Consider the following 23,545-nt stretch of genomic DNA (forward strand, 5'->3'; position numbering starts at 1 on the left):
CCGGTGGTCGTCAGTCAGAGCCGCGACGACGGCCTTTGATACAGGTGGTGCGACGCCGGGGGCGGGGGATGCGGTTGCGGGGACCGGGGGTGCGGTGCGCGGAACGGCGTGTGGCCTTCGGCTGTGCGCGCCGGCGTGCGCTGGCGGTGCGTTCGGTGGGCTCGGTGCGCCTGGTGGGTTCGTCGCCGCGATGTTCGATCGATACCTCCTGTGGCGGGCCGAACCGGTGTGCCGTACAACCGGGGCCACTACCATCCGTGGGGTGACAGCGGGAAACGACACGGTTCTCGAACTGCTGCCGATGGTGTTCGCCGCCCCGAACGCCGCCCTGGCGCGGGCGGAGGAAGTGCTCGACACCGGTCCGCCGCCGCTGCACGCCTCCGTGGCCCACCAGGTGATCGGCATCTGGCAGCGCGACTGGGGCGACATGCGTCTGGCCCTGGACCATCTGCGCCGGGCCCGCTCACTGGCCGCGCGCGCGGACTGCGCCGAACGGGAGGCCGACGTCCTGGCCACGCTCGGCGTGGCGCTGGTGCACGCGGGCCGCACCCGGCAGGGGCTGGCCGCGTTCGAGCGGGGCGTCGGACGCGGCACCGGGCACACCCGCGCGCGTGTGCTGTACCGGCGGGCCTACTCCTGGTGGGTGCTGGGGCATCACCGGGAGGCGCTGGACGACGTACGGCGGGCCATACCGGTGCTGCGGCAGGAGGACGACGTCATCTGGACGGCGCGCGCCCTGACCCTTCGCGCCACCGTGCACCTCGCGCTCGGCGCGGTCGACCGGGCCGACGCCGACTTCACGGCCGCCGAGGCCCTGTGGGACACCACCGGCCAGGAGCACGACAAGGCCGACGCGGTGGAGAGCCGGGGTCTGGCCGCGTTCCGGTCGGGGGACGTGCCGGCGGCGCTGCGGCTGCTGGACGAGGCCGAGGAGCGGTACGCCAAGCTGGGCACGCCCACGTTCATGCTGAGCATCCGGCGGTGCGAGGTGCTGATGGCGGCGGGGCTCGCGCCCGAGGCGCTGGCCGAGGCGGACGCGGCGATCGCCGTGCTGGACGGGATCGGCGGGCAGTCCACTCGCAAGGCCGAACTGCTGCTGGCCGCCGCCCGGTCCGCGCGGCTCGCGGGCGATCCGGGGACGGCGATCGCGCGTGCGGCGCTCGCCGTGCGGCTGTTCGCCGGCCAGCGGCGCACCTGGTGGGAGGCGCACGCCCGGCTGGTGCTGATCGAGGCGCGGGTGGCCGCGGGGCGCGGTTCGGGGCGGCTGGTCGCCGAGGCGGTGCGGGTGGCGGAGCGACTGTCCGGGTTCGGGGCGCCCGCCGCTCCCGAGGCGTGGCTGCTGGCGGGCCGGATCGCGCTGGCGCTTCAGTGGACGGCGGACGCGGAACGGTATCTGGCGGTGGCGGCCCGCGGCCGGCGCAGCGGGCCGCCGCTGGCCCGGGTGACCGGCTGGGCGGCGCGGGCGCTGTGGGCGCGGGCGGCCGGATCGGGGCGGGGTGTGCTGGAGGCGTGCCGGCGAGGGCTGGACGTGCTGGACGACCACCGTACGACGCTGGGCGCCTCCGAGTTGCGGGCCCGGGCCACCGCGCAGGGCGCGGAACTGGCGGCGCTCGCCCAGGAGGTGAGTCTGGAGCGGGGCGGGCCGCGGCAGTTGCTGGTGTGGAGCGAGCGGTGGCGGGCCACCGTGCTGTCGGCGCCGCCCACCCGGCCGCCGGCCGATCCGGCGCTGCTGAGCGGGCTGACCGCCTACCGGGAGATCGCCGCGCGGGCGGAGAGCGCGCGCATGGACGGCAAGCCCGTGCCGACCCTGGAACGGGAGCAGCGGCGTCTCGAGCGGGAGGTCCGCTCCCGGACCCTGCACATCCGCGGCGGCTCCCCCGGCGGCACGGGCCGCTTCGACGTCGGCCGGCTGCTGGAGCGGCTCGGCGACGGGTGGCTGGTCGAACTCGCGGTGCTGGACGGGCGGGTGCAGGTGCTGCTGTGCGGGGGCGGTAGGGTCCGGCGGTTCGCGGGCGGGCTGCTCGCCGAGGCGGAACGGGAGGCCGAGCACGTCCAGGCCGGGCTGCGGCGGCTGGCCCACCCCGGCGCTGAGGGACGCCTTCCGGTGGTGGAGGCGGCGGGGCGGCGGCTGGAGACGCTGCTGCTCGGCGAGGCGGCCGGGCGGCTGGGCCCGGGACCGGTGGTGGTCGTGCCGCCGGCCCGGCTGCACCGGGTCCCCTGGGCGCTGCTGCCGTCGCTGCGGGAGCGGGTGCTCAGCGTGTCGCCGTCGGCGGGGAGCTGGCTGCGGGCCCGGGAGACCGAGCCGCCGCCGGGCGGACGGCACGTCCTGGTGCGGGGGCCGGGGCTGGCGTCCGGAGGGGCTGAGGTGCCGGAGGTCGCGGACCGGTACGGCCGGCCGACGGTGCTGGAACACGCGGACGCGTGTGTGCCGCGGGTGCTGGAGGAGCTGGACGGGGCCGCGCTCGCCCATATCGCCGCGCACGGCGTGTTCCGGGCGGACAGTCCGCTGTTCTCGTCCCTGCGGATGGCCGACGGCCCGCTGATCGTCCACGACTTCGAACGCCTCGCCCGCAGCCCGTACCGCATCATCCTCTCCAGCTGCGACACCGCCCGCCTCGCCTCGGTGGGCGCCGACGAGCTCCTCGGCCTGGTCACGGCCCTGCTGCCGCTCGGCACGGCGGGCGTGGTGGCGAGCAGCGCCCCCGTCAACGACGACGCGGTGGTCGCCCTGATGCTGGCCCTGCACAAGGGCCTGAGCACCGGTCAGTCCCTGGCGGAGTCCCTGCGGGACGCCCGCGCGTCCCTTCCCGACGACGCCCTCCACCAGGCGACGGGCTGGGCGTTCACGGCGTTCGGGGCGGCTTGAGCTCGGCGGCCGATGCCGCCGGCCCGCGTGCGGTGGCCCGGCGGGCGGCCGCTCGGGGCGGCCGCCCGTCGACGCCGTGTGCGTCAGGTCATGAGGCGGCGCGCTCCTCCTGCCGGGGCTCGTCCTGCCGGGGCTCGTCCGGGTGGGCGAGGCCGAGGTGGTCGCGGAGCGTGGAGCCCTCGTACTCGGTGCGGAAGACCCCCTGCTCCTGGAGGATCGGCACGACCTTGTCGGCGAACTCGTCGAGGCCGCTCGGGGTGATGTGCGGGACGAGGATGAAGCCGTCGGCGGCGTCGGTCTGCACGTACTCGTCGATGGTCCGGGCGACGGTGGCCGGGGAGCCGATGAAGTTCTGGCGGCTGCCGGTCTCGATGACGAGGTCGCGGATGGACCAGTTGTTGGCCTCGGCCAGCTCCCGCCATTCGCGGACGGTGGCCAGCGGGTCGCGGTACATGCGGACCTGGGCGCGGCCCCGGGAGACGGTGTGCTCGCCGAGCAGCGGGTCGACGTCCGGGAGGGGGCCGTCGGGGTCGTAGGAGGACAGGTCGCGGTTCCACACCCACTCCAGCTGCTTGAGCGCGGTGGCGCCGCTGACCTGCTGCCTGCGGACCTCCCTGGCGATCTCGCGGGCCTCGTCGTCGGTGTCGCCGAGGACGAAGCTGGCGGCGGGCAGGATCAGCAGCTGGTCGGGGCGGCGGCCGTACTTGGCGAGGCGGGACTTCACGTCGGAGTAGAAGGCCCGGCCGGTGTCCAGGGAGGCGTACCGGCTGAAGATGGCGTCCGCGCCGGAGGCGGCGAACTCGCGGCCCTCGTCGGAGTCCCCGGCCTGGAAGATCACCGGTCGGCCCTGGGGGCTGCGCGGGACGTTGAACCGGCCGTGGATGTCGAAGTGCCGCCCCTGGTGGACGAAGGCGCCCGCCTTGGCGTCGCGCAGGAAGGCGCCGGTCTCCTGGTCGGCGAGGATCTCGTCGCCCCGCCAGGAGTCGAAGAGCTCGCTGGCCGTGGCGAGGAACTCCTTGGCGCGGGAGTAGCGCTCCTCCTGCGGGAGGAAGCCGCCGCGGCGGAAGTTCTCGCCGGTGAAGGCGTCCCAGGAGGTGACGACGTTCCACGCGGAGCGGCCGGCGGAGAGGTGGTCGAGGCTGGCGAACTGGCGGGCCACCTCGTAGGGCTCGTTGAAGGTGGAGTTGATGGTGCCGGTCAGGCCGAGCCGGTCGGTGACGGCGGCGAGCGCGGCGAGGACGGTGAAGGTGTCGGGGCGGCCGACCACGTCGAGGTCGTAGATCTCACCGCCCTGTTCGCGGAGCCTGAGGCCTTCGGCGAGGAAGAGGAAGTCGAACTTGGCGCGTTCGGCGGTGCGGGCGAAGTGGGCGAAGGAGCTGAACTCGATGTGGCTGCCGGCCCTGGGGTCGCTCCACACGGTGGTGTTGTTGACACCGGGGAAGTGGGCGGCGAGGTGGATCTGCTTCCGGGGCTTGCTCATGGCCGGGTCTCCCTCCCGCTCAGGCGACGGGTGCGGCGTAGCGGTTGGCGGGTCGGGGCAGGCCGAGCAGTCCGCGCAGGGTGTCGGCCTCGTAGGCGGTGCGGAAGGCGCCGCGGTGCTGGAGTTCGGGGACGAGGCCCCTGGTGATGGCGGGCAGGTCGTGGCCGGCGACGGCCGGGCGCAGCCGGAAGCCGGTCAGCCCGGCCGACTGGGACTCCTGAAGCAGGTCGGCGAGTTGGGACGGGCTGCCGGTGAAGACGCGGGCGTCGCTGAGGTGTTCCTCCCCGGCGAGGGCGTCGAGGCGGGCCCGGCGGTCGGCGGCCTCGGCGGGGTCGTCGTCGAGGTGGACGACCAGGTCGGCGAAGACGTGCAGCGGTTCCGCGGCCCGTCCGGCGGCCTGCTGTTCGGCGCGGATCTCGGCGACGATCGCGCGGGCCTCGCCCGTGTCCCGCGGGGTCACGTAGCCGACGTCGGCGGAGCGGGCGAGGAGCCGGTAGGGGACGGTGTCGTGGGCCAGGGCCGTGACCGGGGGCTGCCCCTGCGGCGGGCGCGGGGTGATGGAGGGGCCCTTGACGCTGAAGTGGCGGCCCTCGAAGTCGATGTAGTGCAGCTTGTCGCGGTCGACGAACCGGCCGGTGGCCACGTCCCTGATCTCCGCGTCGTCCTCCCAGCTGTCCCAGAGGCGGCGTACCACTTCGACGTGGTCGGCGGCCTCGTCGAACAGGTCGGTCACCAGCTGCCGGGTGGCCGGGGCGTCGTGGGAGGTGAGGTGCGGGAGCGTGCGGCGGCCGAAGTGCGCCGCCTCGTTCGGGCGGGCGGTGATCTGGACGCGCAGGCCGGCGCGGCCGGTGCTGACGTAGTCGAGCGTGGCGATCGCCTTGGAGATGTGGAACGGCTCCGTGTGGGTGGCCACCACGGTCGGGACGAGACCTATGTGGCGGGTCAGCGGTGCGACGCGGGAGGCGATCAGAACGGCGTCGAGTCGGCCGCGGACCTGGTCGGTGCGGTCGTCGGGGTGCAGGAAGTGCGAGGACTGCGGCCCGAGGCCGTCCTCGATGGTGACGAAGTCGAGCAGGCCGCGCTCGGCCTCGGCGACGAGGTCGGCCCAGTAGCCGGCGGTGAACAGTTCCCGGGGGCGGGCGGCCGGCTCGCGCCAGGAGGCGGGGTGCCAGCCGGTGCCGTCCAGGGCGACGGCGAGATGCAGGGGTGCGGGAGGGGTCGGTGACACGAGGGTGCCTTCCTGGAGGTCCGTGGCTGAGCGCCGGCCCGGTGCGCGGGCGCGCGGGGGCACGGCGGGGCCGGGGCACGGCGGGTGGGGAGGAACGGGTCAGCAGCGACAGAGCGCGCCGGCGACGCGCTGGAGGTCGATGTGGACCCGGGAGGTCAGGCGCGGGGCGTGGGGTATGCCGGTCACGTCCCTCACCTCCTCCTGTCTGCCGCGTGGCGGCGTCTTGAGGGACCCTTGTCGCGGCCGGCGAGCTGCGCACGGCTCACTGGCCTCGTCCTCGGCTGCGTCTCGTCGTCAGTCACAACGGCCGGTCCTCGCCCGGTGTTCCCGGGGTGCGCACGGCGACGATCGCCGAGCGGCGGCGCAGGGCGAAGCCGAGCGACTCATAGAGGCGGACGGCGTGCGTGTTGCCGGCAGCGGCGTGCAGGAACGGGGTGTCGCCGCGTTCGCGTACGCCATGGGCGACCGCCCGGACGAGCCGGTTGGCCAGCCCTCGGCCCCGGTGGCCGGGGGCGGTGCAGACGGCGCTGATCTCGGTCCAGCCGGCCGGCCGCAGCCGTTCCCCGGCCAGGGCGATCAGCCGGCCCCGGTGCCGGATGCCGAGGTAGGCGCCGAGTTCGACGGTCCGCGCGAGGAAGGGGCCGGGCCGGGTACGGGCCACCAGGTCGAGGATCTCGGGCACGTCGGCGGGGCCGAGCGGTTCGGCCTCCGGGGCGGGCGCGGTGCGCAGCGCCTCGGTGGCGACGAGTTGGACGCCCTCTCCCCGGCGCAGGAGCGTCCATCCGTCGGGGACGTGGTCCACGGGTTTCATCCGTACGGTGGCGCCGGGACCGGCGAGCCGGCGCAGGTCGGCCCAGGCGGCGGGGTCCGCCGGGTCGGCCAGGGCGGCGAAGGCGTAGACGTCCGCGGGATAGCGGGCGGCGAGGCCGACGCGTTCGGCGAGGTGGGCGTGGGGGCCGGTGAGGGCGGCCCAGACGGCGTTGTCGAGGGGGTGCCGCGTCTGCGGGGCGGGGCCTGTGAAGGTGCGGTTCTGGAGCGGCAGCTGTGTGGGCGGGTGGTCTTCGAGCGTGGGCGGGGCTCCGCCTCCGCGGACGTCTACGGTCTGGGCCACGGAGGCGGAGTCCCTTCTCGGTGCGACTCGTCGTGTGACGAGCCTGGATGACGGTGTGTCAGGAGTTGTTCAGCGGCAGACCGGGCGGGTTGATCTCGGACTTCGGCACGGCTTCGCCCGAGAGGTTCCAGGCCGCGAGCCACTTGGCGTACTGCCCGCCGGAGATCAGGTGGTTGATGGCGTCGGCGACGGGCTTGGCGAGGCCGCTGTCCTTCTTCGCGGTCGCCGCGATCAGCCCCTGGAGCGTCTCGCCGGCGCCGGAGAACTGACCGGCGATACGGGTCGCCTGGGGCGTGTTCTCGGTCTTCGCCGCGTGGTAGGCGAGGTTGGGGTTGGGGCCGAAGTAGGCGTCGATCTTGCCGCTGTTGAGGGCCAGGTAGATGCTGTTGCTCTCCTGGAAGTACTTGACGGTGAGGGGCTTCTTGCCCTCCTTGGCCAGCCGCGCCTTCCACTCCAGGAGGATCTTCTCCTGGTTGGTGCCGTTGCCGACGGAGACGGTCTTGCCGGCGAGGGACGCGTAACCGCCGTCGAACTTCCAGGGGTTGTCCTTCTTCACCTCGAAGGCGAGTTCGTCCTTGCGGTAGGAGGCGAAGTCGTACTTCCGCTTGCGCTCCTCGGTGTCGGTGATGTTCGAGAAGCCGACGTCGACCTTCCCGCTGTCGATGCCGATGAAGAGGTTCTCCCAGGTCGAGCGGCGGACCTCCGGCTTGAGTCCGAGGACGGCGGCGACGAGCCGGCCGAGGTCGATCTCGGAGCCGGTGACCGTCTTCTGGTCGTCCCCGACGAAGCCGAGCGGCGGGCTGCCGGACGGCAGGGTGCCTGAGCCGATCACCAGCGTGCCGCGCTTCCTGACGGCGGCGGGGAGTCCGGCGCTGATCGACTTGACCTCGGGCACCTTCAGGGTGGTCTCCTGGGCGGCGCCGTTGGACAGCCGGCCCACGGTGACCGTGCCGGCGGCGTCGGTGGTCCGGGTGGCGGCGTCGCTCTCGCCCCGGCAGGCGGCGAGCCCGGTGGCGAGGGCGGCGACGGCGGTCGCCGCGGTGATGCCGCGTGTCAGGCTGCGTCGGGTGATGTGGGCAGGCATGGCCGTCCTTGAGTGGAGAGGGTGGTGGTGGGGGGAGGCTGAGGGCGGGTTCAGAGCACCTTGCTCAGGAAGTCCCGGGTGCGTTCGTGTCGCGGCTTGTCCAGGACCTCGGCGGGCGGCCCCTGTTCGACGATGCGGCCGCCGTCGATGAAGACGACCCGGTCGGCGATCTCACGGGCGAAGCCGATCTCGTGGGTGACGATGACGAGCGTGGTGCCGCTCCTGGCCAGGTCCTTGATGACGGCGAGGACCTCGCCCACGAGTTCGGGGTCGAGGGCCGAGGTGGGCTCGTCGAAGAGGATGACTCCGGGCCGCAGAGCGAGCGCCCGGGCGATGGCCACGCGCTGCTGCTGTCCGCCGGAGAGTTGCCGCGGGTAGGCGTCCGCCTTGTCGGCGAGGCCGACCCGGCCGAGGAGTTCGCGGGCGAGGTCCTGGGCCCCCGCCTTGTCGAGCTTGCCCGTGGCCACGGGCGCGGCGGCCACGTTGTCCAGCACGGTCAGGTGCGGGAAGAGGTTGAAGTTCTGGAACACGAAGCCGATGCGGCTGCGCTGGGTGAGGATGACCCGCTCGCTGAGCTCCTTGAGCCGCTCGCCCTGCCTGCGGACGCCGACGAGTTCGCCGTTGACGCTGACGTAGCCGATCTCCGGCTTCTCCAGGTGGTTGATGACCCGCAGCAGCGTGGACTTGCCGGAGCCGGACGGGCCGAGGATGACGGTGACCTCGCCCGGCCGCACCGTCAGGTCGACGCCGTCGAGCACCCGGTGGGCCCCGTACCACTTGTGCACGTCGTGGACCTCGACGGCGGCGGCGTTCTGGATCGTCTCGGCGGTCATACGGCGGCCTCCCGGCGGATGCGGGCCCGCAGGCCGGCGACGCCGTCCCGCAGTCTCCGCAACGGGGTCGGCGGCAGGCTGCGGGTGGCGCCCCGGGCGTAGTGCCGCTCGACGTAGAACTGGACGACGGACACGACGCTGGTGAGGATCAGGTACCAGACGGTGACGACCAGCAGCAGCGGCACGATGTCGCCCGGGTAGGTGGAGCCCATGGTCTGCGCGGCTCCGAACAGGTCGAGCAGCGACACGTAGAACACCAGCGAGGTGCTCTTGATCAGGCCGATGAGCTGGTTGACGTAGTTCGGGGTGATGGAACGCAGCGCCTGCGGCCAGACGATCCTGCGGAACTGGTAGCCCTTGGGCAGGCCGAGCGCGGAGGCCGCCTCGTGCTGGCCCTGGTCGACGGAGAGGATGCCGCCGCGGACGACCTCGGCAGCGTACGCCGCCTCGTTGAGGCTGAGTCCGACGACGGCGACGACCATGTCGGTGGCGAGACGGGACTCGTCGAAGGTGAAGAAGGCGGGTCCGAAGGGGACGCCGACGCTGAGCGTCTGGTACAGGGCGCTGAAGTTGTAGAGGAACAGCAGGACGACGATCAGGGGCGTCGAGCGCAGCGCCCACACGTAGGTCCAGCTGACGGCGCGCAGCACCGGGGATCTCGAGAGCCGGGCCAGGGCGAGCAGGATCCCGCCGACGAGCCCCAGCACCGCGCTGTAGGCGGCCACTTCGAGGGTGATGAGCAGTCCGTCGAGGATGGCCGGCCGCAGGAACCAGTAGCCGAACCGGTCCCACTGGTAGAAGGGGTTGGACACCAGTCCGTGGACGAACTGGGCCGCGAGGACCAGGACGACGGCGGTGGCGATCCAGCGGCCGGGTCGCCGCAGTGGCACGACTCGCTGCGCTGTCAGCAATTCTGACGGTACGTCAGAGGGCGGCGGTGCCTCGGCGAGGGACACGGCGGCGCCTGAGGGTTCGCTCATGAGGGGCTCCGGCGGAGGTCGGGGGCCCCGGGGCGCGGCGGGGGTCGCGCACGGCACGACGGCCGCCCGGTCGGGGCGGGTCGTGACATGCGGGGACGCACGGCACCGGGGATGGCTGGACGGGCGCACCGCGCGGGCGGTGTCCGTCGGGGAAGCGGGGCTGCGGAGGGGGCGTCAGCCCCGACAGCGGGCGCGGCCCGGTGCGGTACACAGTGCGCTGCTCACGCGCAGGAGGTCGACGGCGCGGTCGGCGACGAGCGGGTTCGCGTACGGCCGTACGCAGCCCTGGTGGCGGCCGGTGGCCGCCCTGGGAGCTGCGCACATGTCCGTCACCATGCTCTTCCGGCCCCGGCGGGCCCTCGCGCTTACCGAATCGTCGTCGGTCCGGTCGTCACCTGGGGCACCCCACCACGGCGCGAGGGTTGCCGGTCAGCAAGCCAGGGCTTGTCGCTGACGCTCTTGACCGTTCTGGCACGTAAGTTAAGACAACGGCCCGAACGGATGTCAACGCCGGTCCGGCAGATGGACGGGGGTCAGGGGCGCTCGACCTGCGGTCGGCCGCCCGCGCCCGGGTTCGCGTGAGCCGCCCAGTCCAGGATCTGGACGGCGGCCCCGGCGGCTTCCAGCCCCTGGCAACCGGCGTGGTGGCGACGGTCGATGGCGTCGAGGTCGAGGTGCTTGCCGAAGGCGGGGTGGGCGGCCAGCCGGCGGGCGTACGCCCACAGGGCGGGGTGGTCGGCGATCCTGTGCACGGCGGACGCGTCGAGGTGGTGGCGGTGCACGGTGTCGAGCCGCACCAGCGCGGCCCACAACTCGACGTCCGCCAGGCTGATCTGATCGCTGATCAGGTAAGTGTGGGTGCCGAGCCCTCGGTCCAGTGTGCCCAGGGTGGCGAGCAGGGCGTCGAGGGCGGCGGAGCGTTCCGCGTCCGCGGCGCCGGCCGCCCCGGCGCGTTGCGCGGCTTCCTCGACGCCCTGCGCGCACATCCGCTCCACGGCCTCGATCTGCGACTCGGCCCCGCACGGGTACAGCGCGGCCCGGCCCCCGCCGAAGCCCCGGGCGAGGTCGCGGGCGATGTCGGGGCCGTGGGTGGAGACGATCCGCCCGGACCAGTCGTCGCTGAGCACGGGCGCGAGAGCGGGGCCCTGGTAGCGGTGCGCGCTGGCGTCGTAGAGCGGCCGAAGCGCGGAGTGGCCGCCGTCGGAACAGTCCGGGACGGCGGGCAGGAACGTCACCGGGCAGGCCTGGTCCAGGCCCAGGAGGCTGTGGGTGACGGCGATGCGCAGGCCGTCGGGGTCGGCGAGCGACAGATGCAGGCGGTAGCGGCGCGGCACGGCGTAGTGGCCGCTGCGCGCGTCGCGGCCGATGCGCCCCCGGAAGGCGGGCGTGGGGCGGGCGGACGGGTGGGCGGCGAGCGGGGTGAGGGACATGACTCTCCCGGGGGCGGGCGCGGCGAGGGGTGCGCGCGGCGGATGCGGCGAGGGCGCAGGGGCGGCATGTCGCCCCGCGACGGGGGTGGAGAGGGCATGGCACCAGGGCACGCGTCCGACGGCCGGCCGGTGTCAGCGGGAAGCCGAAAGGCGCCGGACGGGGACGCCCGTGGACGCCTCGGTGCGCGGCCGGGCGTGGCCGGTGCGGCCGTGTCAGCCCTGGAACGGCCTGGCGTCGAGCCCGTTCGTGCCGCACGGTCCGGCGCTGCAGACGCGCATCAGATCGATGTGCCTGCGGGAGGTGAGGAGGGGCGAACGCCATGCCGCGGGGCTCACTCGACGGCTGACCGGCTCAAGGCGCCCCATGTTTCCCTACCTGTTCACTAGGATTCCTCGCCTCGAGTGTCGATCGCCTCACGACCGCCGTCAAGGGGGCGTCCACGGACCGAACGGCCCGGCGGTCGGACCACCGGGCCGGGTGAGACTCACCGTGGCGCCGGGTGTGTGCGCCGTCGTGCCGGGTGTGTTCGGCGTCAAGCCGGGCGAGTCGGCCGTGACGCCGGGCGAGTCGGCCGTCGTTCCGGGCGAGTCGGCCGTGGCACTGGGTGAGTGGGCCTGGCACCGGGCGAGTCGGCCGTCGTTCCGGGCGAGTCGGCCGTGGTGCCGGGTGAGTTTCGCGTCGGTCCGGGGCGGCCGGTCAGCTCACGGGGTGCGTCTTGTGGTGGGCGGCGAACTCGTCGGCCGCGGCGAGGTCGAAGTCGCCGTGGTCGCTGCCGAGACCCTGGGCCACGAGGGCGGCGGCCGCGCAGCCCAGTACGGCGGCCTCGGCCGGGGAGCGGCCGAGCGACACGCCCCGCAGATAGCCCGCGGAGAACGCGTCTCCGCAGCCGGTGGTGTCGGCCACGTCGACCGCGAAGGCGGGGACCGTTTCGGCGCCCTCCGCCGTCGCCACGAGCGCGCCCTCGCCGCCCCGGGTGACGGCGACGACGCCGACGCCCGCGTCGAGCAGCTTGCGCACGCCTGCCGTGAGGTCCTGCTCGCCGGAGAAGCCGAGCACCTGGTCCTCGTTGGGCAGCAGATGGTCGATGTGGGGCAGCGCGGCCTCGATCTGCTCGAAGCTGCCGAGCACGCCGGGGGCGAGCAGGTCGACGGAGGTGACCGTGCCGTGCTCCCGGGCGAAGGACAGGACGCGCGCGGCGACGTCGACGCCGATCAACTCCGGTCCCCCGAGGTGGAGATGGTCGGCTTCGGCGACCGCGTCCCAGGGCACGTCGTCGAGACCGTAGGTGATGTTCGCGCCGAGCAGGTGCAGGGAGGGCCGGTCACCGTTCGGCCGGATCGGCAACACGCTCGCGGAGGTGGGGGTGTCGGCGCGGCGGGCGAGGAACTCGGTGCCAACTCCGGCGCGTTGGAGCAGCTGGACGAGCATGTCGCCGGTGGGGTCGGCCCCCAGCGCGCCCGCGCTGCGGACCGACGCGCCCAGTTTGGCCAGGGTGAGGGCGGTGCCGCCGGCCGTTCCGGCGGCGGTCATGCGGATGTCCTCCACCAGGGTCGCGCCCTGCCCCTCGGGTATGGCCTCCACCGGCCGCACCAGTACGTCCAGGACGTGCACGCCCATCGTGACGACGTTCATCGGTCTCCCTCCTGCGCGGGTGGTACGGGGCGGGTGGTGCCGTAACCGCGGGCGAGCGCGGCCTCGATCACCGCGAGCTGCTGCCGTTCGTCGAGGACGCGGGGGCTGCCCATGGCGGCCGCTCGCTGGTAGACGCCGCAGGCCCATTCGAGGAGCAGGGCGTTCTCGACGGCCTTGTCGAGGGTGGGGCCGTGGGTGATCGCGCCGTGGTTCGCCATGAGCGCGGCGCTGCGGCCGTCGAGGGCGGCGAGCACGGACTCGGCGAGTTCCGGGGTGCCGAAGGTGGCGTACGGCGCGACCCGGACCGTGCCGCCCAGGGCGAGCATCTGGTAGTGGACGCAGGGGAGTTCGTCGAGCACGCAGGCGACGGCGGTCGCCATCGGGGCGTGCGTGTGGACGACCGCGCCGACGCCGTGACGGCGGTAGACGCCGAGGTGCAGTTCCAGCTCGGAGGTCGGCTCCAGGGCGCCTGCCACGATCTTGCCGTCCAGGTCGACGACGGTCACCTGCTCCGGGGTCAGCTCGGCGAGTACCGCTCCGGTCGCGGTGACGGCGACCAGCTCCCCCACCCGTGCGCTGACGTTCCCGGCCGTGCCGATGAGGAGGCCCTCGGCCCCCAGGCGCCGGCAGGCGTCCGCCACGGCGGCGCGTTCCTGACCCAGCGCGGAGCTTGAGTCGGTCATGGGCGCGACGCTAGCGTAAACATGAATCAAAGTCACGTTCATGTTCGGAGGCGGCACGTGGACCAGGCCGAGACCGATCCGGGCCGAACTCCCTTGCGCCGTACGCCCCGTCAGGCGCGGAGCAGGGCGCGGCTGGCGCTGGTGCTTCAGGCGGCGGAGCGGGTGCTGGTCGAGGAAGGGGTGGAAGCGCTCACGACGACACGGGTGGCGGCCGAGGCGAAGGTGTCGGTGGGCTCGCTGTACCAGTACCTGCCCGACCGGGACGCGATCATCGACGCCCTCGCGGCGGGCTACTTCACACGGCTGGAAGCGGCGATGGACGAGCTGGCGCGGGCCGCGGCGGCCGAGCGGTGGGAGGACCCGGTCGGTGTGCTCGTCGACGCCTTCGCCGGCATCTACCGGAGCGAACACGGTTTCCGCGCGCTGTGGTTCGGCAGCGGGCTGACCGAGCGGACCCGGGCCGCCGACCGCGAGCACAAACGCCGGATGGCCGACGGCGTCCGGCGTGTGCTGCTCGCACTGGACGCGGCGGACGACGACGAGGCGCTCGCCCACGCCTGTCACGCCGCGACCCTGGCGGCGGACGCCCTGGCCCAGGAGGCCTTCCGCCGCGACCCCGGCGGGGACGGGGCGGTCCTCGACGAGGCGAAGGTCATGCTGCGGGGCTACCTGACGGCGGTCACTTCACGCTACCGGGGGCGGTGACGGCGGCGGGGCGTCGAGCGGCACCAGGGCGCGAACCGGGGGTCACGGGGCGCCGAGACGACAGCAGGGCGCGCGCGGAGGGCCACGAGGGTGCCGCCACGGGGTGCCGTGCGGACCGGACGCCCACCGCGCCGGACGCCGACGCGGGGGTGCCGACCGGGCGCCCGCCGCGCAGGGTGCCGACCGGACGCCCGCCGCGCAGGGTGCCGACCGGACGCCCGCCACGCAGAGTGCCGACCGGACGCCCGCCACGCAGAGTGCCGACCGGACGCCCGCCGCGCAGGGTGCCGACCAGGCGCCCGCCACGCGGAGTGCCGTGCGGACCAGGCGACCGCCGCGCGAGGCGCCGTGCCGAACGGACGCCCGCCGCGGGCGCCGCGCCGATCAGGCCGTCGCTCACCGCGGCGAGCGAAGGCTCAGGCCTCGCATCCTCCCTTGTCGTACCCCGCCTCCGGCAGGTGCTGTTCCGCCCAGGCCCTCAGCTCCCGCAGGGCGGGCCCCAGGGCCGTGCCGGCTTCGGTGAGGCGGTAGGCGACACGGAGCGGGGGGCCGTCGTCGACCTCTCGCAGCACCAGGCCCGCCGCGCCCAGTTCGGCAAGGCGGTCGGAGAGCATGCGTTCGCTGATGCCGGGGATGGCGCGCCGCAGGTCGGCGAAGTGCACCGGGCGTTCCATCAGCACGGCCACGATCAATCCGGTCCAGCGCTTGCCCAGCAGCACGAAGACGCGGGCGATCGCGGCGTCGACCGGCTTGCAGGGCCGGCCGGCCGCTTCCTTGCAGGGCTCGTGGACCGCTTCTTTCATGCACCCAGTGTACGGTGACGACCAAAGCTGCTGAAAAAAAGTAAGCCCCTGTGCTATTACTAGGAGCGTATGGAACGGCAGCTCGCCTACTCATCCCTTTGGAGACCCGTCATGGCCACCCTGCTCCACCTGGACTCCTCCCTCATGCCCGAGTCCGCCTCCGCCTCCCGCGCCGTCACCGCCGCCTTCCGCAAGGCCTGGGAGGAGCAGCATCCCGACGGCACCGTGGTGTACCGCGATCTCAGCGTGGACCCGGTACCGCACCTGGACGCCCTCGCCGCGACGGCCGGCTTCAGCGACCCCGCCGGCCACTCGCCGGAGCAGGCCGCGGCGTTCGCCGCGCGGCTGCGGCTGATCGAGGAACTGGAGAACGCGGACGCCGTGCTGATCGGCGCCCCGATGTACAACCTCACGATCCCGTCCACCCTCAAGGCCTGGCTCGACCAGGTGATCCTCATGGGCCGCACCGCCGGGGTCGAGGAACTCCCGGCCAAGGGCACGCCGGTCTACGTCGTCGCCAGCCGCGGCGGCTCCTACGCGCCGGGAACCCCCCGTGAGGGCTTCGAGTACGTACAGAACTACCTGCGCGCGGTCCTCGGCGACCTGCTGGGCATGGAGGTCGACTTCATCGTGCCCGAGCTCACCATGGCGCACGTCAACCCGGCGATGTCCGAGCTGATCCCGCTCGCCGACGCCTCCCGCGCCCGGGCCCACGAGGACGCTCAGGCCAAGGGCAAGTCCGCCGCGCAGGCCGCCGCCGCCTGACCCCGCCCCGCCGCACAGGGCGCGGCACCCCTCACGGACACATGACGGAGGCCGTCCCCTCGCATGAGGAGACGGCCTCCGATCCAGGATGAAACCCGGTCGGGACGACAGGATTTGAACCTGCGACCCCTTGACCCCCAGTCAAGTGCGCTACCAAGCTGCGCCACGTCCCGCCGCGCACCCGCCGGGTGAACCGTGGGAACGCGCAGGTAAACCCTACCGCACCCGCACCGGTGCCCGTTTCGCGGTGGGGCGGGAGGACCGTGCGAACCCACGGCTCGGCGCGGGTGGAGGAGGGACCGCGCGGCCGAGTCGGTCGACGACCTCCCGAAGGCCGGCTCGGCTGCGCGGTCACGTCAGTTTTCGCGCCGGACTGGGATCACGTCAAGGACGTGTCCACGACTCGGATCAGGTCGCACGCGCGCATACCGCGCCTACTCGGCGGTAATCCAGGCCGCACCACGGCCACAGACACGCCGCGCGCTCACGTCAACAATGCCTTCCCGGTCACTCCTGTGCCGACACAAGGAATTTCCCCGCCGTCCACCCGGAGCCGGAAACAGAGCTCCCCTTTCGGACATGCGGTCCCAAGGAACCCATTTCTCACGCCCGTTCATGTTTCCGCGGCATGAGGCGACGGTGAACGCGATCATGCCGCGCAGCAATTGACCCGCTTTCCTCCGCCCTGGCCGCGCGCCGCCGCCTGACCGAATCGAAACGGCCGGATACCGGCGCTTCGTTCAATCGTTGACCGGCGAGTAATAACAGCACTACCTTGCAACACGTTTCGAATCACGCGCTTCAGTCGGCGTTCCGCGGTGATCCTTTCCCGCCGGAATCCGGTGTGCCGCCTTTGCTGTCCCGAACCCCCACCGTGCAGTTTCACCGTTGATTCGGAGAATCATGACGTCCACTGTGCGTTCCGAGGACATGATCATCGGCATCACTCCGTTCGGCGAACCCGATGCCGGGCTCGCCCTGGCGGTCTGCCGGGCCGGCGGGCTGGGCGTGCTCGACCTGGGCGCCGGCGACCGCGGGGGCCGCGAGGCGCTGGCCCGGTTGCACCGCGCCGCCTCGGCCGGCGAGGCCGCCCACACCGGTTACGGCGTGCGCGTCGGCCCCCGCTGCCGACTCTCCCCCGCCGACCTCGAGGCCGACGGCTCCCGGTCCGCCCCGCACACGGTCGTCCTCGCCGAGGGCGCCCCCTGGCACATCTCCGAGGTCGCCGCGCACCACCGTGTGCTGGTGGAGGTCACGGACCTGGAGAGCGCGCGACGGGCGGCCCGCGCGGGGGCACACGGGCTGATCGCCCGGGGCGCCGAGTGCGGTGGCCGGGTCGGCGACCTGAGCACGTTCGTGCTGCTCCAACAGCTGCTCTCCGCCGATGAGTTGACGCTTCCGATGTGGGCCTGCGGCGGCATCGGCCCGCACACCGCCGCCGCGGCGGTGGCCGGCGGGGCGGCCGGGGTCGTGCTGGACGTGCAGCTCGCCCTGCTGGCGGAGTCGGCGCTCCCGGAGCCGGCCGCGGCCGTGCTGCGCAGCCTGGACGGCTCGGAGACAGCCGTGCTGGCCGGTCACCGCGTCCTCCAGCGCCGGGGCCCCGGCACCCCGCACGTCCCGGACGGCGCCTCCCCCGACACGGTCGCCGCGCTGCTGGGCGCGCGGGACGCGCGCACCCAACTGCTGCCGGTCGGCCAGGACGGCTTCCTGGCCGTCAGGTTCGCGGACCGCTGGAGCGATGTCCGGCGCGCGGTAAGGGAGTTGAAGGAGGCGGTACGGAACTCCGTACAGGAGGAGGGGGCCGGACAGGCTCTGGAGGCGGATTCCCCGATGAGCCGGGCGCTCGGCACGCGGCTGCCGGTGGCGCAGGGGCCGATGACGCGGGTGAGCGACGGGGCGGAGTTCGCCGCGGCGGTCGCCGCCGACGGGGCGCTGCCCTTCCTGGCGCTGGCGCTGGCGGACGGAGAGCGCACCCGGGCGATGCTGGCCGCGACCCGGGACGCGGTGGCGGGCCGCCCCTGGGGCGTGGGCGTCCTCGGCTTCGCCCCGGAGGACGTGCGGGCCGCCCAGTTGGAGGCCGTACGGGAGATGCGGCCGACGCACGCCGTCATCGCCGGCGGACGCCCGTCGCAGGCGAAGGCGCTGGAGCGGGACGGCATCAGGACGTTCCTGCACGTGCCCTCGCCGGGATTGCTGCGGCAGTTCCTGGAAGCGGGCGCGCGGCGTTTCGTCTTCGAGGGTTCGGAGTGCGGCGGGCACGTCGGACCGCGCGGCAGCTTCCCGCTGTGGGAGTCCCAACTCGCCGTTCTGGAGGACTACTTCGACGGCGGGGACGCCGCCGGTCTGGAGGTGTTCTTCGCGGGCGGCGTGCACGACGGGCGGTCGGCCGCCATGGTCGCCGCGCTCGCCGCGCCGCTCACCGCGCGCGGGGCGGCCGTCGGGGTGCTGATGGGAACCGCGTACCTGTTCACCGAGGAGGCGGTGGCACACGGCGCGATCCGCCCGCTCTTCCAGCGGCAGGTCCTCGCCGCCGAGGCGACCACGCTGCTGGAGTCGGCGCCCGGCCACGCCACGCGCTGCGTGCCCAGCCCCTTCGCCGCCGGCTACCGGGAGGAGGCGGCCCGGCTGCGCGCGCGGGGCGTGCCGGACCGCCGTGTCTGGGAGGAGCTGGAGCGGCTCAACGTGGGCCGGTTGCGCGTCGCCAGCAAGGGCGTGACCCGGGCGGAGGACGGCGCGCTGGTGCCCGTGGACGAGCAACGGCAGCTGGACGAGGGGATGTTCATGGCCGGGGAGGTGGCCGTGCTCAGATCGGCGACCACCACGGTCGCCGCGCTGCACACGTCGGTGACGACGGGAGCGGCGGAGTTCCTGAGCCGGCGGGCGGCCGAGCTGGGCGGCGACCGGTCGGTCCCACGGACGGTTCCCGCGCCCCTGGACATCGCCGTCGTGGGGATGGCCTGCATGTTCCCGCAGGCGCCCGACCTGGCGGCCTTCTGGGCGAACGTCGTCGGCGGGCACGACGCGGTCACCGAGGTCCCGCCGGAGCGCTGGGACCCGGCCGTCCACCACGGCACGTCCACGCCGTCGAAGTGGGGCGGCTTCCTGCCGCCGATCCCCTTCGACCCGTTGCGCTACGGCATCCCGCCAGCGTCCCTCGGTTCCGTCGAGCCGGTCCAGCTGCTGTCCCTGGAGGCCGCCCGGCGTGCCCTGGAGGACGCCGGGTACGGCGGCGGGGGGCGGGAGTTCGACCGCTCGCGCACCTCGGTGGTGTTCGGCGCGGAGGCCGGCAGCGACCTGTCCAACGCGGCCACGCTGCGGGCCGTGCTGCCGTCCTACTACGACCAGGTCCCGAAGGCGCTGGACGACCAGCTCCCGCAGCTCACCGAGGACTCCTTCCCCGGGATGCTCGCCAACGTGATCTCGGGGCGGATCGCCAACCGGCTCGACCTCGGCGGCGCCAACTACACCGTCGACGCCGCCTGCGCCTCCTCGCTCGCCGCCGTCGACGTGGCGTGCAAGGAACTCGTCGGCGGCACCAGTGACGTGGTGCTGTGCGGGGGCGCCGACCTGCACAACGGCATCAACGACTACGTCCTCTTCTCCTCCGTGCACGCCTTGTCCCCCACCGGGCGCTCCCGCGCCTTCGACGGCTCGGCCGACGGCATCGCCCTAGGCGAGGGCGTGGCCTGCGTCGTCCTCAAGCGGCTCGCCGACGCCGAGCGCGACGGCGACCGGATCTACGGCGTGATCAAGGGCCTCGGCGCCTCCAGCGACGGCCGCTCACTCGGGCTGACCGCTCCCCGTCCCGAGGGCCAGCGGGTGGCGCTGGAGCGGGCCTACCGCAACGCGGGCGTCTCACCGGCCGACGTCGGGCTGGTCGAGGCGCACGGCACCGGCACGGTGGTCGGCGACCGCACCGAACTCCGTGTCCTGACCGAGGTGTTCGCCGAGGCGGGGGCGGAGCGGGGCCGTTGCGTGATCGGCTCGGTGAAGTCGCAGATCGGGCACACGAAGTGCGCCGCGGGTCTGGCCGGGATGATCAAGACGCTGCTGGCGCTGCACACCGGTGTCCGGCCGCCCACGCTGCACGTCGAGACGCCCAACCCGGCCTGGGACGCGGACAGCAGCCCGTTCGTCTTCCACAGCGAGGCCCGCCCGTGGGCCGTGCCCGCCGCCGAACGCCTCGCCGGGGTCAGCGCGTTCGGCTTCGGCGGCACCAACTTCCATGTCGTGCTGGCAGCTCACGGCGACGGGGTGCCGCCGGTGCGCGCGGTGGACGCCTGGCCCGCCGAGCTGTTCCTGTTCCGCGGCCGCGACGAGCAGGCGGCCCGGCGGGCGGTGGCGGAACTGCTCACCACCGCCGAGACGGAAGGCAGGCCCTGGCGGCTGCGGGACCTGGCGCTCGGCGCGGCCCGCCGCTCGGACGCGAGCGATGACCCCGTCCGGGTGGCGGTCGTGGCGACCGACGTGGACGACCTGGTCACCAAGCTGCGCGCAGTGGCGGCGGACGGTGGCGCACAGGGCCCGGACGCCGGCACCCGCGCACAGGCCCCGGCGGCCGGCGTCCACCGGGCTCCCGCCGCTGCCGCCCCGGAAGGCGTCTCCGCGAGCCCCGCCGAGCCCGGCGGACCCGGAAAAGTCGCCTTCCTGTTCCCCGGCCAGGGCAGCCAGCGGCCCGGGATGCTCGCCGAACTCTTCGTCCACTTTCCCGAGTTGCGCGCCCACCTGGAGCCGGTCCGGAGCCATGCCGACGCGCTGTACCCCCCGGCCGCCTTCGACGACGCCGGGCGCGCCCGGCAGCAGGACGCCCTGACCGACACCCGGGTGGCGCAGCCCGCCCTCGGGATCGCCGGGCTCGCCGCGTACGCCGTGCTCACCGGGGCCGGGGTGCGGCCCGACATGGCCGCCGGGCACAGCTACGGCGAGCTGGTCGCCCTGTGTGCGGCCGGGGCCCTCTCCCCCGAGACGCTGCTGGCGCTGAGCTCCGAACGGGCGGCGGCGATCCTCGAAGCCGCCCGGCGGCACGGCGACGACACCGGCGCCATGGCCGCCGTCGCGGCCGGAGCCGACGACGTCACCGGGGCCCTGCGCGCGGCGGGCGCGCCGGACACGGTGGTGGTCGCCAACCGCAACTCGCCGGAGCAGACGGTGATCTCGGGACCGTCGGAGGCGGTCGCCGAGGCGGTGCGGCTGATACGGGAGGCGGGCCTCGGGGCCAAGCGCATCCCGGTGGCCTGCGCCTTCCACAGCCCGCTGGTGGCCGGCGCGGGAGAGCGCTTCGCGCAGGCGCTGGCCGCCCGCCCGGTGCACGCCCCCGAGTTCCCGGTGTGGTCCAACCGCACGGCCGCCCCGTACGACGCCGACCCGGACGCGGTCCGCGCGGAGCTCGCCGCCCAGATCGGCGCGCCCGTCGCCTTCGTCGAGCAGATCGAGGCGATGTACGCCGCGGGCGCGCGGATCTTCGTCGAGGCGGGCCCCGGGTCGGTGCTGACCCGGCTGGTCGGGCGGATCCTCGGCGACCGCCCGCACACCACGGTCGCCTGCGAGCCCCGCCCGGGCGGCGGGCTGCCCGACTGGCTCGACGCCCTCGCCCGTCTCGCCGTGGCCGGGCTGCCGGTGCGCACCGGCCGGCTGCTGCGCGGGCGGGACGCCGTCGACGCCGTGCGCACACCTGTGCCGAAGCGGCCCGGCTGGACGGTGGACGGGCAGCTGGTCCGCACCGCCTCCGGGGCCCTCCTCCCCGGTGCGCTCGCCCCGGCCCGACGCGTGATGGAACCCGTCGAAAGGACTGTGCCGACTGTGACGACCAACCCCCCGCACGGCGTCCCGTCCGACCGGGACGCGATCGTCTCCGAGTTCCTGCGCACCAGCCGGGAGATGATCGCCGCCCAACGGGACGTACTGCTCACCTACTTCGGGGCGACTCCGGGTGGGACGGCGGCCGCACCGCCGTCGCCGGAACCGCTGTCCTGGGAGACGCCCGCGCCGGTGGGCCAGGCGGCGCCGTCGGCGCTGCCCGCGGCGCTTCCCCCGGCCGTGGCGCCGGCGGACGCACCGGATCCGGCCGCCGGCGCCGTGGACGTGCAGCGCGTCGTACTGGAGATCATCAGCGAACGCACCGGCTATCCCGTCGACATGATCGAGCCCGACCTCGATCTGGAGGCGGATCTCAGCATCGACTCCATCAAGCGCGCCGAGATCGCCGGTGAGCTGGCCAGGCGTCTCGGCGCGCAGGGAGGCGCGGACCTGACGTCCCTGGAGGACGCCGAGCTGGAGGAACTGGCGAAGGCGCGGACGGCCGCGGCGGTGACCGGCTGGCTGACGGCAAGGCTGGGTGGTTCGCCGCCGGATCCGGGCGCGGACGACCGGCATCCCGCTGTGACGCCCTCGGCGGCTGAGCCGGTCCCGGTGCGGGCTCCCGCCGCCGAGACCGCCGCGCCGGCCGTCGGGGAGGTGTCCGGCGAGCCGCCGAAGCGGCATGTGCTGCGGCCCGTACCGCTGGACACGCCGGAGGCGCCCCTCGACGCGGCCTCGGTGTTCGCCGGCGCCCGCTGGGCCGTCCTGGGGGAGGTTCCCGAGGTCGCCGCGCGACTTGAAGGGCTGGGGGCCGACGTCGTCGTACGCGGCCGGGAGCATGTGCTGACCGAGGCGGACGGGCCGGTCGACGGGGTGGTCCACCTCGGTGCGCTCACCGGCGGCGACACGCCCGTGCTGCCGGACGCGTTCGCCGTGCTGAAGGCGGCGCTGGCCCGCTCCCCGCGCCGGCTGCTGGCCGTACGGCCCGCCGAAGGGGGCGTCCGCGCGGCGGGTCTGCACGGACTGTTCCGCACGGTGGCCCGCGAGTATCCGCACCTGACGGCCCGGGTCGTCGACCTCGCGGACGTGTCGCCCGCCGCCGTCGCGGACGCCGTCGTGACGGAGGCCGCGCTCCCCGAGGGCGCGCCGGTCGTGCTGCGGACGGCGTCCGGGCGGTACGGCTTCGAGCTTGTGGAGGCGCCGCTCGGCGCGCTCGGCAACACCGGCGCCGGGCCGGCCGGGGAGGGGGCCGCCGAGGCCGCCGCGCTCGGCCTGGACCGCGACTCGGTCGTGGTGCTGGCGGGCGGGGCGCGCGGCATCACCGCGCAGTTCGCCGCCGCCCTCGCCGGCGCGTCCCGCTGCCGGCTGGAGCTCCTCGGCCGGACGCCCGCGCCGGACGGCCCGGAGGACGCCGACACCGCCGCCGCCCGCACGCCTGCCGCACTGCGCGCGGCGCTCGCCGCCCGCGGCGGGCTGAAGCCGGCCGAGATCAACCGCGCCGCCGAACTGCTGCTGGCACAAAGGGAGATCACCGCGACGCTTGAGGAGCTCACCGCGCTCGGCAGCCGGGTCCGCTACCGCTCGGTGGACTTCCGGGAGCCGGAGGCGGTGGTCCAGGCGGTCAAGGAGATCCACGCCGAACACGGACGGCTCGACGGCGTGGTCCACGCCGCCGGGGTGATCGAGGACCGGCTGATCGCGGAGAAGAGCGTGGAGTCCTTCCAGCGCGTCTACGGCACGAAGGCCACCGGCGCGGACGCCCTGCTCACGGCGCTGGAGGAGCTGCCGGCCCGGCCCGGGTTCACCGTGCTGTTCGGCAGCGTCTCCGCCGTCCTCGGCAACCGGGGCCAGGTCGACTACGCGGCCGCCAACGACGCCCTGGAGACCCTCGGCGCGGCCTTCGCCGCCCGGACCGGGCACCGTGCGCTGACCGTGCACTGGGGGCCGTGGGCGCCGTCGGCAGGTCATTCCGGCATGGTGGGCGCGGAGTTGGCCCGGGAGTACGCGCGGCGCGGCATTCGGCTGATCGACCCCGAGGAGGGGACCGCCGCGCTGCTGCGGGAGCTGGCCTGGGGCGAGGAGTCCGCGACCGCCGTCGTCTACACCGCCTCCGCCTGGTGACGGCCTCGGTGACCCGTCCACACCGTC

General features: G+C 74.3%; 15 protein-coding genes, 1 tRNA gene and 1 riboswitch. Of the genes, 4 read left to right on the forward strand and 12 right to left on the reverse strand.

Annotation, left to right across the window (positions count from 1 at the left end; all coding sequences use genetic code 11):
- The first annotated feature begins 262 nt into the window (after window positions 1-262).
- Window positions 263-2,866 carry a CHAT domain-containing protein gene (locus tag EV567_RS22395; protein ID WP_130442901.1) on the forward strand — a complete coding sequence of 868 codons (2,604 nt, stop codon included), beginning with the start codon at window positions 263-265 and terminating at the stop codon, window positions 2,864-2,866.
- Between the two features lie 88 nt (window positions 2,867-2,954).
- Here the strand turns inward: EV567_RS22395 and EV567_RS22400 are convergent, their stop codons facing one another.
- The 10 genes from EV567_RS22400 to EV567_RS22440 all read right to left on the reverse strand — a co-directional run bounded on the left by EV567_RS22400 (window position 2,955) and on the right by EV567_RS22440 (window position 13,328).
- The gene (locus EV567_RS22400) at window positions 2,955-4,346 is read right to left on the reverse strand and encodes an NtaA/DmoA family FMN-dependent monooxygenase (RefSeq protein ID WP_130442903.1); all 1,392 of its coding nucleotides are present in this window, start codon (window positions 4,344-4,346) and stop codon (window positions 2,955-2,957) included.
- Between the two features lie 19 nt (window positions 4,347-4,365).
- Complete coding sequence (locus tag EV567_RS22405; RefSeq protein ID WP_130442905.1) at window positions 4,366-5,574, reverse strand: LLM class flavin-dependent oxidoreductase; 1,209 nt, start codon at window positions 5,572-5,574, stop codon at window positions 4,366-4,368.
- Window positions 5,575-5,673: 99 nt separating this feature from the next.
- The gene (locus EV567_RS28540) at window positions 5,674-5,769 is read right to left on the reverse strand and encodes a putative leader peptide (protein ID WP_347400503.1); all 96 of its coding nucleotides are present in this window, start codon (window positions 5,767-5,769) and stop codon (window positions 5,674-5,676) included.
- Window positions 5,770-5,872: 103 nt separating this feature from the next.
- Complete coding sequence (locus EV567_RS22410; RefSeq protein WP_130443106.1) at window positions 5,873-6,616, reverse strand: GNAT family N-acetyltransferase; 744 nt, start codon at window positions 6,614-6,616, stop codon at window positions 5,873-5,875.
- Window positions 6,617-6,743: 127 nt separating this feature from the next.
- The gene (locus EV567_RS22415; protein ID WP_130442907.1) at window positions 6,744-7,769 is read right to left on the reverse strand and encodes an ABC transporter substrate-binding protein; all 1,026 of its coding nucleotides are present in this window, start codon (window positions 7,767-7,769) and stop codon (window positions 6,744-6,746) included.
- A 50-nt stretch (window positions 7,770-7,819) separates the two neighbouring features.
- Window positions 7,820-8,602 (reverse strand): amino acid ABC transporter ATP-binding protein, encoded by a 783-nt coding sequence (locus EV567_RS22420; protein WP_130442909.1) that lies wholly within the window; start codon window positions 8,600-8,602, stop codon window positions 7,820-7,822.
- The gene (locus tag EV567_RS22425; protein ID WP_130442911.1) at window positions 8,599-9,582 is read right to left on the reverse strand and encodes an amino acid ABC transporter permease; all 984 of its coding nucleotides are present in this window, start codon (window positions 9,580-9,582) and stop codon (window positions 8,599-8,601) included. The genes EV567_RS22420 and EV567_RS22425 overlap by 4 nt, the downstream gene beginning before the upstream one ends.
- A gap of 356 nt (window positions 9,583-9,938) precedes the next feature.
- Window positions 9,939-10,047, reverse strand: a riboswitch (SAM riboswitch).
- A gap of 68 nt (window positions 10,048-10,115) precedes the next feature.
- Complete coding sequence (locus EV567_RS22430; RefSeq protein WP_130442913.1) at window positions 10,116-11,012, reverse strand: glutathione S-transferase C-terminal domain-containing protein; 897 nt, start codon at window positions 11,010-11,012, stop codon at window positions 10,116-10,118.
- Window positions 11,013-11,709: 697 nt separating this feature from the next.
- Window positions 11,710-12,645 (reverse strand): carbohydrate kinase family protein, encoded by a 936-nt coding sequence (locus tag EV567_RS22435; RefSeq protein ID WP_130442915.1) that lies wholly within the window; start codon window positions 12,643-12,645, stop codon window positions 11,710-11,712.
- On the reverse strand, window positions 12,642-13,328 hold the full coding sequence (locus EV567_RS22440; RefSeq protein ID WP_130442917.1) for a class II aldolase/adducin family protein: 687 nt from the start codon (window positions 13,326-13,328) through the stop codon (window positions 12,642-12,644). The genes EV567_RS22435 and EV567_RS22440 overlap by 4 nt, the downstream gene beginning before the upstream one ends.
- Window positions 13,329-13,385: 57 nt before the next feature.
- On the opposite strand from EV567_RS22440, the gene EV567_RS22445 reads away from it, so the two are divergent.
- Complete coding sequence (locus EV567_RS22445; protein ID WP_242620962.1) at window positions 13,386-14,033, forward strand: TetR family transcriptional regulator; 648 nt, start codon at window positions 13,386-13,388, stop codon at window positions 14,031-14,033.
- Between the two features lie 416 nt (window positions 14,034-14,449).
- Here EV567_RS22445 and EV567_RS22455 read toward each other — a convergent pair whose 3' ends face one another.
- Window positions 14,450-14,836 (reverse strand): helix-turn-helix domain-containing protein, encoded by a 387-nt coding sequence (locus tag EV567_RS22455; protein WP_130442921.1) that lies wholly within the window; start codon window positions 14,834-14,836, stop codon window positions 14,450-14,452.
- Window positions 14,837-14,947: 111 nt separating this feature from the next.
- Between EV567_RS22455 and EV567_RS22460 the strand changes: the two genes are divergently transcribed.
- Window positions 14,948-15,601: an FMN-dependent NADH-azoreductase gene (locus EV567_RS22460; RefSeq protein WP_130442923.1), complete on the forward strand. Its 654-nt coding sequence runs from the start codon at window positions 14,948-14,950 to the stop codon at window positions 15,599-15,601.
- A gap of 99 nt (window positions 15,602-15,700) precedes the next feature.
- Here the strand turns inward: EV567_RS22460 and EV567_RS22465 are convergent.
- A tRNA-Pro gene (locus EV567_RS22465) sits at window positions 15,701-15,774 on the reverse strand.
- 730 nt (window positions 15,775-16,504) lie between these two features.
- Here EV567_RS22465 and EV567_RS22470 point away from each other — a divergent pair.
- Window positions 16,505-23,518, forward strand: coding sequence for a type I polyketide synthase (locus EV567_RS22470; protein ID WP_130442925.1), 7,014 nt, complete (start codon window positions 16,505-16,507; stop codon window positions 23,516-23,518).
- Window positions 23,519-23,545: the final 27 nt, after the last annotated feature.

It is taken from the genome of Streptomyces sp. BK239 (genome assembly GCF_004217285.1).
GTDB lineage: Bacteria > Actinomycetota > Actinomycetes > Streptomycetales > Streptomycetaceae > Streptomyces.

Coding starts and splice junctions, on each gene's coding strand:
- EV567_RS22430 (WP_130442913.1), bottom strand. CDS start 11,012: ATGTCCCTCACCCCGCTCGCCGCCCACCCGTCCGCCCGCCCCACGCCC.
- EV567_RS22435 (WP_130442915.1), bottom strand. CDS start 12,645: ATGAACGTCGTCACGATGGGCGTGCACGTCCTGGACGTACTGGTGCGG.
- EV567_RS22425 (WP_130442911.1), bottom strand. CDS start 9,582: ATGAGCGAACCCTCAGGCGCCGCCGTGTCCCTCGCCGAGGCACCGCCG.
- EV567_RS22440 (WP_130442917.1), bottom strand. CDS start 13,328: ATGACCGACTCAAGCTCCGCGCTGGGTCAGGAACGCGCCGCCGTGGCG.
- EV567_RS22470 (WP_130442925.1), top strand. CDS start 16,505: ATGACGTCCACTGTGCGTTCCGAGGACATGATCATCGGCATCACTCCG.
- EV567_RS22415 (WP_130442907.1), bottom strand. CDS start 7,769: ATGCCTGCCCACATCACCCGACGCAGCCTGACACGCGGCATCACCGCG.
- EV567_RS22460 (WP_130442923.1), top strand. CDS start 14,948: ATGGCCACCCTGCTCCACCTGGACTCCTCCCTCATGCCCGAGTCCGCC.
- EV567_RS22400 (WP_130442903.1), bottom strand. CDS start 4,346: ATGAGCAAGCCCCGGAAGCAGATCCACCTCGCCGCCCACTTCCCCGGT.
- EV567_RS22455 (WP_130442921.1), bottom strand. CDS start 14,836: ATGAAAGAAGCGGTCCACGAGCCCTGCAAGGAAGCGGCCGGCCGGCCC.
- EV567_RS22420 (WP_130442909.1), bottom strand. CDS start 8,602: ATGACCGCCGAGACGATCCAGAACGCCGCCGCCGTCGAGGTCCACGAC.